The sequence below is a fragment of the Pseudomonas sp. NY15364 genome, assembly GCF_048068235.1.
GTDB classification, from domain to species: Bacteria; Pseudomonadota; Gammaproteobacteria; order Pseudomonadales; family Pseudomonadaceae; genus Aquipseudomonas; species Aquipseudomonas mendocina_D.
In genome coordinates this window covers 1-10,551 of record NZ_JBLUPX010000059.1, presented here as the reverse complement: position 1 = coordinate 10,551, position 10,551 = coordinate 1, and the positions used below count along the sequence as shown (strand labels likewise).

General features: G+C 63.0%; 9 protein-coding genes. 1 reads left to right on the top strand and 8 read right to left on the bottom strand.

Annotated features, from left to right (window positions below; translation table 11 throughout):
- Positions 1–142 precede the first annotated feature (142 nt).
- The 8 genes from ACNFCJ_RS23585 to ACNFCJ_RS23550 form a co-directional block, all read right to left on the bottom strand.
- Positions 143–724: a superoxide dismutase gene (locus tag ACNFCJ_RS23585; protein ID WP_003462535.1), complete on the bottom strand. Its 582-nt coding sequence runs from the start codon at positions 722–724 to the stop codon at positions 143–145.
- A 244-nt stretch (positions 725–968) separates the two neighbouring features.
- Positions 969–2,300, bottom strand: coding sequence for a DUF58 domain-containing protein (locus tag ACNFCJ_RS23580; protein WP_416773835.1), 1,332 nt, complete (start codon positions 2,298–2,300; stop codon positions 969–971).
- The gene (locus ACNFCJ_RS23575; protein ID WP_416773834.1) at positions 2,297–3,331 is read right to left on the bottom strand and encodes an AAA family ATPase; all 1,035 of its coding nucleotides are present in this window, start codon (positions 3,329–3,331) and stop codon (positions 2,297–2,299) included. The genes ACNFCJ_RS23580 and ACNFCJ_RS23575 overlap by 4 nt, the downstream gene beginning before the upstream one ends.
- Positions 3,328–4,509 carry a DUF4350 domain-containing protein gene (locus ACNFCJ_RS23570; protein ID WP_416773833.1) on the bottom strand — a complete coding sequence of 394 codons (1,182 nt, stop codon included), beginning with the start codon at positions 4,507–4,509 and terminating at the stop codon, positions 3,328–3,330. Before ACNFCJ_RS23570 ends, ACNFCJ_RS23575 begins: the two co-directional genes overlap by 4 nt.
- A complete protein-coding gene (locus ACNFCJ_RS23565) occupies positions 4,506–6,095 on the bottom strand; it encodes a DUF4129 domain-containing protein (protein ID WP_416773832.1) in 1,590 nt (529 codons plus the stop codon). The genes ACNFCJ_RS23570 and ACNFCJ_RS23565 overlap by 4 nt, the downstream gene beginning before the upstream one ends.
- Positions 6,082–7,062 carry a stage II sporulation protein M gene (locus ACNFCJ_RS23560; protein ID WP_416773831.1) on the bottom strand — a complete coding sequence of 327 codons (981 nt, stop codon included), beginning with the start codon at positions 7,060–7,062 and terminating at the stop codon, positions 6,082–6,084. The genes ACNFCJ_RS23565 and ACNFCJ_RS23560 overlap by 14 nt, the downstream gene beginning before the upstream one ends.
- Positions 7,059–7,784, bottom strand: coding sequence for an RDD family protein (locus ACNFCJ_RS23555; protein WP_343349393.1), 726 nt, complete (start codon positions 7,782–7,784; stop codon positions 7,059–7,061). The genes ACNFCJ_RS23560 and ACNFCJ_RS23555 overlap by 4 nt, the downstream gene beginning before the upstream one ends.
- A 101-nt stretch (positions 7,785–7,885) precedes the next feature.
- Positions 7,886–8,644, bottom strand: coding sequence for a hypothetical protein (locus tag ACNFCJ_RS23550; protein WP_125880588.1), 759 nt, complete (start codon positions 8,642–8,644; stop codon positions 7,886–7,888).
- A 181-nt stretch (positions 8,645–8,825) separates the two neighbouring features.
- Here ACNFCJ_RS23550 and sbcB point away from each other — a divergent pair, with 181 nt between their 5' ends.
- The gene (sbcB, locus tag ACNFCJ_RS23545) at positions 8,826–10,274 is read left to right on the top strand and encodes an exodeoxyribonuclease I (RefSeq protein ID WP_416773830.1); all 1,449 of its coding nucleotides are present in this window, start codon (positions 8,826–8,828) and stop codon (positions 10,272–10,274) included.
- Positions 10,275–10,551: the final 277 nt, after the last annotated feature.

Here is a 10,551-nt window from a genome sequence, read left to right as displayed (position 1 = left end):
TTGCCGATCTTCACCTTGGATATAGCCCATAAACGACAATGCCCCTATCGACCGATAGAGGCATTGTCTTCACCTTGCACTCAGACTGCTAGGTTTTCACACAGTCTGCAAGGGCCGGGTTTTCGCATTACGGGGCTGAGATTCAGGCCGCGTAGTTCTGGGCGACGAAGTCCCAGTTCACCAGGTTCCAGAACGCCTCGACGTACTTCGGACGCAGGTTGCGGTAGTCGATGTAGTAGGCGTGTTCCCAGACGTCGCAGGTCAGCAGCGGGGTGTCGCCGGAGGTCAGCGGGCAGCCAGCGCCGATGGTGCTGGCCAGGGCCAGGGAACCGTCAGCTTTCTTCACCAGCCAGCCCCAGCCGGAACCGAAGGTGCCGATGGAAACCTTGCTGAACTCTTCCTTGAACTTGTCGAAGGAACCGAAGGCAGCGTTGATGGCGTCAGCCAGGGCGCCGGTCGGCTGGCCACCGCCGTTCGGCGACAGGCAGTTCCAGTAGAAGGTGTGGTTCCACACCTGAGCGGCGTTGTTGAAGATGCCGCCCGAGGAAGTCTTGACGATCTCTTCCAGGCTCTTGCCTTCGAACTCGGTGCCCGGCACCAGGTTGTTCAGGTTCACGACGTAGGTGTTGTGGTGCTTGTCGTGGTGGAACTCGAGGGTCTCGGCAGAAATGTGCGGCTCGAGGGCATTCTTTTCGTAAGGCAGCGGCGGCAATTCAAAAGCCATGGTCTATCTCCTACTCAGGTCGTGTGCGGTATGCGCAAGGCCGATCACGGGCGGCCTATGGGCGGCGTCGAGTTTGTACTCTTTGCGCCGCAGACTCGGAATCATAGCACCCGGCCACGGCCATAACCACGCAACATCTGTGTGGGAAAGCCGGTGCCAGGGCCTCTGCAGCATTGGGTTCGACAAGCAGAGGCGCCAGCAGTTGCTTCTTTCGGCGCGCTCGTGCTCAAACGCCAACAGACCTTTAAAGCGCGCCGGCTTTTTTCCAGGCTAGATAACTGCTCACCAGCTCCGGGCCGAGTTCGCCTGGGCGAGCATCGAGCACCGGTACGTCGTGGGCGGCCAGGCGCTCGTGCAGGTCGGCGCGGGCGTTGAGGTAGTCCAGCGTGCCGCAGTAGGCCAGGGCCTGATCGAACTGCTCTACGGGCGTCTGGCGCAGGCGGTCCAGCGCTTCCTCGCGCAGGCTGGCGATCAGCACGCGATGCTGGCGCGACAGACGGCGTACGGCGGCGAGCAGATCCTGGTCATCCTCGTCGCGCAGGTTGGTCACCAGCACTACCAGCGAGCGGCGCCGCTGACGTGCCAGCAGCAAGTCGGCAGCGGCGCTGAAGTCGGCCGGTTGCTGGCTGGTTTCGAGGTCGTAAACGGCATTGAGCAGCACGTTCAACTGAGCCGGGCCTTTGACCGGCGCCAGGTAACGCGACTGGTTGCCGGCGAAGGTTGCCAGGCCGACGGCATCGCCCTGGCGCAGGGCGACGTAGCTGAGCAGCAGACAGGCATTGAGGGCGTGGTCGAAGTGCGATAGCTCGTCGTCCTGGCTACGCATACGGCGGCCGCAATCGAGCAGGAAGACGATCTGCTGGTCGCGCTCGTCCTGATACTCGCGAGCGATGGGTGTGCGCTTGCGCGCGGTGGCCTTCCAGTCGATCTGGCGCAAGGTGTCGCCGTCACGAAATTCGCGTAGCTGGTGAAATTCCAGACCCAGGCCGCGACGCGGGCGTTGGCGTACGCCCAGCTGACTCAGCCAGTCGTCCACGGCCTTGAGCTGCGCGCCGTAGAGGCGGGCGAAGTCCGGGTAGACGCGACTCTCGTCAGCCAGCTGCAGCAGACGCTTGGCTTGCCACAGACGCAGTGGGCTGGGCAGTTTCAGTTCGCACTGGGCAAAGTGGAAATGCCCGCGGATCAGCGGTTTCAGGCGATAGCTGGCCTGGGTTTGCTGGCCCGGGTGCAGGGTGATGTGTTGCGGCAGGAAGTCGAAGGCCATGCCTTCCGGCACATGGTCGAAGACCTCGATTTCCTGGGTTTGGGCAAAGTCATGGTGAACGATCAGTTGCACCTCGCTCCAGCGCCCGAGCGGCAGATTACCCGGCAACACGCGCTCCAGACGCGGAGATGGCTGACGCCGCAGCCACAGGGCGTCGACAGCGGCGATCAGCAGCAACGCCAGCAACAGCCCCCAGGCCACTGGCATCAGGCTGTCTGCCAGGCGAATGCCGAGCAGGGGCAAGGCACCGAGCAATACGGCGGCGGCGAACAGGCTGCCGAGCAGCCCGAGGAGCAGGCGCGAAGGTTTCATAGGCGCGGTGCCGGCACCTGATCGAGCAACTGTTGCAGAACCTGATCCACCGACAGGCCTTCGATATCCAGCTCTGGCGCCAGGCGTACGCGATGGCGCAGCACGGCCAGGGCACAGCTCTTGATGTCATCCGGCAGGACGAAGTCGCCGCCGCGCAGCAGCGCACGCGCCCGGGCGCCGCGTACCAGGGCGATCGACGCACGCGGCCCGGCGCCCATGGCCAGGCCTGGCCAACTGCGGGTGGCGCGGGCCAGGCGCACGGCGTAATCGAGCACCTGATCATCCAGGGCCAGATCGCTGGCGATCTTTTGCAGCGCCAGCACGTCCTTGGCTTGCAGCAGGGTGCGCAGCGGGCTGACTTCGAGCATGTCGGCCTTGGCCGAGCGCGTCACCTGGCGCACCATGTTCAGCTCTTCGTCCTGCTGCGGATAATCCATGCGCAGCTTGAGCATGAAGCGGTCCAGCTCGGCTTCCGGCAGCGGGTAGGTACCTTCCTGCTCGATCGGGTTCATGGTCGCCAGCACCATGAACGGCAGTTGCACGGGCAGGGCGCGACCTTCCAAGGTTACCTGGCGTTCCTGCATCACTTCCAGCAGGGCGGCCTGGGTCTTGGCCGGTGCGCGGTTGATTTCGTCGGCCAGTAGCAGGTTGGTGAACACCGGGCCCTTGCGCAGCTTGAACTGCTCGCTCTGCATGTCGTACACGGCATGGCCGGTGACATCGCTGGGCATCAGGTCCGGGGTGAACTGGATGCGCGCGAACTCGCCGCCGAAGCAGCGCGCCAGGGCGCGTACCAGCAGGGTCTTGCCCAGCCCCGGTACACCTTCGACCAGCACATGGCCACCGGCGATCAGCGCGGTCAGCACGTCGTCGATCACCGCGCTCTGGCCGATCACGGCCTTGCGCAGCTCGGCGCGCAGCGCCTGGGCCAGTTGGCTGGCGCGCTGGCGCTGCTGCGCTTGTGGGTTGCTCGGCGCGGCGGTCGGGGTATCCTGCACCGGCAGGTTGTCGTTCTCGGGGATCTCGCTCATAAGGCATTCCTGAGGGTTTGCAGGTGGGCGACCTGGCGGGTGAAGTCACTGGCGGATAGGCGCTGCGGCGGCAATGGGCGCATGGCCTGGCTGATGTTCTTGGCGGGCAGGCGGGTCAGGCGACCGAGCACTTGCCATTGTTCGGCAACGGCGAGTTTCTCGAAACCGGGGTGGCGGCGGCGTGCGCGGCGATTGATGTCTTGTTGCAGGCCTTTGAGCAGGCTGTGCTGACCACTGCGACGGAGGAGGAAGTCGGCACTGCCGCGCAGGTGTTCTTCGAGCTGGCGACGGGCTCTGCTGGCCGGTGCCTGCAGTGGGCCATGGCGCACGCCGACGTGCCACAGGGTAGCGATGATCAATAACGCCAGCACCAGCAGCGCCAACGGGAAATGGCGCAGCAGCAGGCGGGCCAGGCCGTCGCTGTCGGCGTGATAAAGCAGGGTCACGGCGCTGTCCTGGCTCAGGTACCAGAGCAGCCAGGCGTGGTCGTATTCGTTTATGTTGCGGTTTTGCCAGATCCACGGATCGCTCAGTACGGTGATCAGGCCATCGCCGTGGTAAAGCTGCAGCAAGTGCGTGGCAGAGTCGCTGTTGGCCCATGCGTGTGCCCGGTTCTGCGCGTCGTACAGATGAAAGTCGGTGTCGAAGGCGATGTAGGCCGGGGCCTGTTCGTTCTCCAGGTAGAGTTTGGTGAGTTGCGGGTAGGCCTCGTGCTCTTGGTTTTCCGGCTCGGGCTCACTGGCTTCTTCGTCATCCAGGTCGTCACTCATGTATTGCTGGATGCCAAGCAGGTCGAGTAGCAGGTCGCCGCTCTTGCCTTCCTCTTCGTCCCACAGGCGTTCGGCGATGAACAGCAGGTGACCGCCATTGGCCGTCCATTGCAGCACGCGTTCGACCTGGCGTGGCGTCATGTTGCCGCGGTCGGCCAGCAGCATCAGGGTCTGACCTTCGCTGGGCAGGCCGTCCAGCACGTCCAGGCCTTCGGCGCGGCGAGCGGCGATGCCCTGTTTGCGCAGGAAGTGTTCGGCCGCCAGGTAAGGGCTGCTGGCAACCTCGGGAGAAGGGCCGTGTTCGACCACGTCCTCATAAGGTTCGAGCTTACCCAGCACATAACTGGCGAGCAGTCCCAGGCCCAGCAGCAGGGCCATGGCGAGGATGAAACCGGCGCGCCGACTCATGCTGCACGCTCCTGACCAAAGAGGCTACGCCAGCCCTGGCACAGGCCCTGGCGCAATGACTCGTCAGGCAGGCGATGACCATAGGCCAGGACCTGCCAATGCAGGGTGAGCTGGCGACTGTAGTCTTCCAGATTCTGCTGCCCAAGACCGGCGACCAGGTGCAGCACTTCGCCTTCGGTGTGCGACTGTTTCAGGGGCAGGCGGTGCTCGTGCAAAAGCCGGCTGAGCAAGGCGCGGTAGAGCAAACCGAGTGCTGCGCGCGGCTGTTCGGCCCAGAGCCGTTCGGCTTCGCTGGCGACGTCATCGGGCAGTGTCTCCGGCGCCAGTTCCAGGCCGAACAGCTGTTGCGGCGCGACCTGCCGGCGCCGCGTCGGCAGGCCGATGCGTTCGCCAAAGGCCTGTAGCCACTCGCGGTAGCGCCACAGAACGAAGGTCAGCAGCGCGGCCAGCGCCGTCCACAGCAGCACTTCGAAAATCTGCGCGACGACATCCAGGCTTTTCCACCATTCGCCGAGCTTGAGCAGGTTCTTGAGCATGTCGAGGAAGGCTTCGATGTCTTCCGGTTTGGTTTCCTCTGCGGGCTTCTCTTCGCCCAGGCGCCAGCGGGTGACGGTTTCGCGGTGCTGGAAGGGCGGTTCGTCTAGCAGTGCTTCGATGCTTTCGCGCGCGGCCTGGCTGCTCAGCGGCTGCTGGAGCAGGCGTGGTGCGTCGGGGCCTTGGGGGGCGTCGGCCTGCTCAACTTCTTCGCTGACGGTTGGCTGTGTGTCGGCCCAGGCGTTGGTTGGCAGCTGCGTCAGCAGCATGGCGCAACCGAGCAACAGGGCGTAGGCGCTGCCGGTCAGGCGTTGGCGCAGGCGGCGGAAGGTCAGCTCGATATCCCAGGCTTCCAGGGCGGTGCGGCGGTTGAGGTAGAGGGTGAAGCCGCAGGCGACGTAGACCGGCTCCCAGATGATCAGCAGTAGCACGTAAAGCAGGTTGGACAGGTGCTCCAGCCACAGCCATTGGCCACTGGTGGCGGCGATCATGCTTTCCCAGGTCCAGTTCAGCTCCACCTGTTGTGGCAGCATCAGATAGAACAGGGCGACCAGGCCCATCCACAGAGCGACTTCCAGGTGCATGCCCACCAGCGTAAGCCAGGTAGCGGCGGCGCTGTCGCGCTGGCCGAGCACTACCAGGCGCTGGCTGCGCGCCTGCCCGGCCAGGCCCTCCAATTGCAATACGGGTAGATCGAAGCTGCGTGTCGGGCTCAGTCGGCGCCAGGTCAGGCTGGCCAGCAATTGTGGTCGCAGCAGTTTTGGTAGGGCGCGCAGGGATCGCTTCAGCGAGGGCGTATTGCCGAATAGGGCTTGCGAAAGGATGTACAGCGGCAACCGTTCATAGGCGGGTTTGAGCCACCAGAACAGGAAGATGGCCCAACCCGGATACTGCCAGAGCAATGCGCAGAGCAGGGCGAACAGAGGCAGTGTGACCAGTGCCCAGCTGGCCATCAGCAGGCCGGCGTGACGGCGGGCGAGTAGCACGCCGAGGTCGATGGCTTCCCAGGCACTGCGCGGACGGATGGCGACGCTGGCTTCAGTCAGGCGCATGCTGCCTCCGCCCGGCCAACAACAGATAACTCAGCACCAGTGCCCAGAGCCCGGCACCGACGGCGTACTTGATATTCGGGCTGGCGAATGTGGTGGATGACCAGAACGCCTCGATGAACGCGGCCAGCAGCAGGAACAGGATCACCCCGGCCACCAGCTGTATCGCCTTGCCTGCGGCCAAGCGCAAAGCCTCGCCACGGTGCAGGCGGCCGGGGGCGAGCAGCGCCCAGCCGAGCTTGAAACCGGCTGCGCCTGCCAGGGCGATGGCGGTCAGCTCGAAGGCACCATGACCGATGACGAAGGACCAGAACGGCTCGCCATAGCCGATGCGCGTCAGGTGGCCGGCCACTGCGCCGATCATCAGGCCGTTGAACAGCAGGAAGAACAGGCTGCCGAGACCCAGCAGCAGACCGCTGGCGAAGGTCTGAAAGGCGATGCCGATGTTGTTCATGATGTAGAAGCCGAACATCACCCAGTCGTCGCCCGAACCGCGTTCGCTGAAGCGGCCGAGACGTCGCGCATCGGGATCGTACATGCCTTCCATTTCGCTGACCTGGTCGGGGCTGACCAGGCTGAAAATCAGCTCGGGATAGAGATAGGTCAGCAGCCCCATCAATGCCAGGCTGCCGAAGAACAGCAGGCTGGCCACGCACACGCTGCGCCACTCGCTGCGTACCAGGCGCGGGAAGCCGCCGAACAGAAAGCGGATCATCTGCGCGCCAAGGTGGCTGCGATGGCGGTAGAACTGCTGGTGGCCGCGCATCGCCAGTTGCTGCAACTGGTCGATCAGGTGGCTGCTGTAGCCGCGCGCCTGAGCCAGCGCCAGATGTTGGCAAAGCTGTCGGTAACTAGCGGCGAAGCCATGGTAGGCCTGCGTTTTGGACTTGCCGCGCTCAAGCGCCTCGAGTTGGCTGTTGAAGGCATCCCAATCCGGCTGATGGCGACTTTCGAACAGGCTCTGTTTCACGGTGCACTTCCCAGCAGGCCGCGTGCGATGCCGTTGAGGCGCGGTTCGGCCTGTTCGGCAGGCACTTGCAGTGGCTCGGCCAGCAGTGCCGCCAGCTCGGCACGGCGTGCTGCAGAGAGTTGCCCGCCACGTTCGGCAAAACCGAGGACGGCGCGCTGCTCGTCAAGATTGAGCGGGAAGGGCGCTGGCATTGGCTCTGCGTCGGCGAGTAGCGGTTTGCTCAGTGGTGCATCGCGATAGACCACCAGCGTGCCGGCAGCGATATCGCCAAGGCGCTTGAAGGCGGGGTGGTTAAGGCAACTGATGATGCCCAGGGTGTAGCCAAACGGCAGGATATCGACGAAGCGCAGCAGGTTGCGCGTCAGCGATGCGGCCCAGCCGATGGGCGTACCGTCATCGTGCACCACGCGTAGGCCAAGCATCTGCTTGCCGGGAGAGCGGCCCTGGTTGAGCACCTCGAACAGCACCATGTACCACCAGGTCACGAGAAACAGCAGGATGGTGCCCAGGCCCATGCCGAACTGCCCGAGCAGGCCGAGGACGATGAACATCAGGGCGAGGATCAGGCCGCGAATGGCCAGGTCGATGGCGAACGCCAGGGCGCGCGGGACCAGCCCGGCTGGTCGCAGATGCAGATCGATACCTTCCGGCGTTTCGACCTGATAGCGAGTATCCAGGGGCGGCAGTGGGGATGAAAAGCTGGCGCTTGAGCGTGAGGGCATCGGCGGACTGCATCAAGGAAAGCCCGATGCTAGCGAGCAGCGGGCCACGAACGCAACCGGGCCAGCGAACTGGCCCGGTCACGTCGACTTATTGGCTGGCCTTATTGGGCAGCAGGCAGTACGCCAAAGATGGTGCGATACAGCACACCCATGGCCACGACCATCAGCGGAATGCTCCACACCAGACCGATACCCAGCGGGATGGCGCTGACCATGACGATCAGGCCGAGCAGCAGGAACAGGCCGAAGACCTTGAACCAGTGCTGAGTGATTGCCTTGCGCGAGGCTTCCAGTGCCTGCCAGGGCGACAGACCACGCTCGACCACCAGCGGAATGGCCAACAGATAGGCCACAGCCAGGTAGATGCCGGGGATCAGCAGCAGGATCATGCCGAGGTAGATCAGCAGCATCATCACCACGGCGGTGATGATCAGCGGCACGGTGCGGCCGAAGTGGCTGAAGATTTCGTTGAAGTTAAGCGGCTGGTCGGCGGCGCGGCGAATGCCAACCATGTTGATGCCGGCCATGAAGGGGTAGGCCAGGGCCGATGCCAGCAGCGAAATCAGAATCTCGCCGATGAACATCAGGGCGATGCTATCGCTCAGCGCGCCGAAGATGCCCACTACGCCGCCGAGGATGAAAGTGGCTGCCAGAAGCACCACGTAGAACACCAGGAAGCCACCGATGATGATGCCTTTGGTGCCCTTGACCTTGCTCCAGGACTCGCTCAGCAGGTCGCCGATGTTGAAGTCATAGCCGCGTGCTAGGGCTTCTTCGATGCTCGGTACCTGGTTGGACGGCACTTGTTGCAGGTCGCTGGTGGGGGCGGCATAGGGATTGGGGGTGATCGCGTCACTCATGGTTGCGTCCTTGTACAGAGTGCTAGAGGAGCGCCAATGCTAATGGTTACAGCATTTTTCTCAAGTGCAGTGCGTCCGCTCATGCGGCGCCTGTGCGCTGGTTCATGCTTTTGCCGGCAGCGGCTGGGCCAGAGGTGAATGATAGACTGGCGGCAATTTTGCCTTGGGTACGGAGCCGCCAATGACTTCCAGCATCTTCTGGTACGACTACGAGACCACCGGTATCAATCCGCGGTGTGACCGCCCGCTGCAGGTGGCAGGTATCCGTACCGATGAGGCGCTGAACGAGATCGGCGAGCCACTGAACATCTACTGCCGTCCCAGTGACGATATCCTGCCGCACCCGGCTGCCTGCCTGGTGACCGGTATCGATCCGCAGCGCCTGCAACAGTCGGGGCTTGACGAAGGCGAGTTCATGACCCGCGTGCATGCCGCGCTCTCGGCACCGGGCACCTGTGGCGCCGGATACAACAGCTTGCGTTTCGATGACGAGGTGACGCGCTACAGCCTCTATCGCAACTTCTTCGACCCCTATGCGCGCGAGTGGCAGGGCGGCAACAGCCGCTGGGACCTGATCGATCTGGTGCGCACGGCCTATGCGCTGCGTCCCGAAGGCATCGAGTGGCCTGAGGAAGAGGGGCGGGTCTCGCTCAAGCTGGAGCGGCTGACCCAGGCCAATGGCATCGATCATGGCCAGGCGCATGACGCGCTGTCCGACGTGCTCGCTACCATTGGCCTGGCACGGCTGCTGCGTGACCGCCAGCCAAAGCTGTACGACTTTCTCTACCAGCTGCGCAGCAAGCAGCGAGTGCTGGATCAGATTCGTCTGCTGCAGCCGCTGTTGCACATTTCCGGACGCTTCTCTGCTGCACGTCATTATCTGGCGCCCGTGCTGCCCTTGGCTTGGCATCCACGCAATCGCAATGCGCTGATCGTCTGTGATCTGCAGGCCGATCTGTCACCCCTGCTGAATCTGGATGCCGATACGCTGCGTAGTCGTCTTTACACGCGTCGTGAGGACCTCGCCGAGGGCGATTTGCCGGTGCCGCTGAAGCTGCTGCACATCAATCGCTGTCCGGTAGTGGCGCCGCTTTCGGTGCTGCGCGAGGCGGATCGACAGCGTTTGCAGCTGGACTGGTCGAGTTGTGAGCGCAATGTCGAAGTGTTGAAAAATGAACAGCCGCTTTGGCAGGACAAGTTAGCGATCATTTACCGTGAAGAGGCTTTCGCGGGCAGTAACGACCCCGAGCAACAGCTGTACGATGGGTTTATCGGTGACCGTGACCGTCGTTTGTGTGAGCAGGTGCGTAACGCTCAACCCGATGCATTGGCCAACGACAAAAAGTGGCCATTCGATGATGCCCGGCTACCAGAGTTGTTGTTTCGTTATCGTGCGCGCAATTTTCCCGCCAGTCTGTCAGCGGCTGAATCTCAGCGCTGGGCAGAGTTCTGCCGGCAGCGTCTGAACGATCCGGAGTTCGGTGCCCCCAATACACTGACGCAATTTCACGCAGCGTTGGAGCAGTTGCGCGCTGACTGCAGCCCAAACCAATTGCAACTTTTGCAGCAGTGGCAGACGTATGCACAGGCGCTGCAGGCGCGTTTCGTTATCAATCCTGCTGGCGTTTAAAGCGGACACCAGGCCGCCGGGGCAATGCGCGGAGGCGATGGCCGTTTCTGTGCGCTGTAAAAAAATCGGGATGCGGGAACTTTTCGTTCGTTCAGCATTACTGCTAATGCAAGCAATTACCTGGAGCGGCTACTTCTGAAAAAAATCGGCAATAAAAAACGCCAGCATGCAGACTGTGTGAAAACCTAGCAGTCTGAGTGCAAGGTGAAGACAATGCCTCTATCGGTCGATAGGGGCATTGTCGTTTATGGGCTATATCCAAGGTGAAGATCGGCAA

What these genes read in the sequence shown, in the direction of transcription:
- ACNFCJ_RS23580 (WP_416773835.1), bottom strand. Translation starts at nt 2,300, where the DNA reads ATGAAACCTTCGCGCCTGCTCCTCGGGCTGCTCGGCAGCCTGTTCGCC.
- sbcB (WP_416773830.1), top strand. Translation starts at nt 8,826, where the DNA reads ATGACTTCCAGCATCTTCTGGTACGACTACGAGACCACCGGTATCAAT.
- ACNFCJ_RS23570 (WP_416773833.1), bottom strand. Translation starts at nt 4,509, where the DNA reads ATGAGTCGGCGCGCCGGTTTCATCCTCGCCATGGCCCTGCTGCTGGGC.
- ACNFCJ_RS23575 (WP_416773834.1), bottom strand. Translation starts at nt 3,331, where the DNA reads ATGAGCGAGATCCCCGAGAACGACAACCTGCCGGTGCAGGATACCCCG.
- ACNFCJ_RS23555 (WP_343349393.1), bottom strand. Translation starts at nt 7,784, where the DNA reads ATGCCCTCACGCTCAAGCGCCAGCTTTTCATCCCCACTGCCGCCCCTG.
- ACNFCJ_RS23550 (WP_125880588.1), bottom strand. Translation starts at nt 8,644, where the DNA reads ATGAGTGACGCGATCACCCCCAATCCCTATGCCGCCCCCACCAGCGAC.
- ACNFCJ_RS23585 (WP_003462535.1), bottom strand. Translation starts at nt 724, where the DNA reads ATGGCTTTTGAATTGCCGCCGCTGCCTTACGAAAAGAATGCCCTCGAG.
- ACNFCJ_RS23565 (WP_416773832.1), bottom strand. Translation starts at nt 6,095, where the DNA reads ATGCGCCTGACTGAAGCCAGCGTCGCCATCCGTCCGCGCAGTGCCTGG.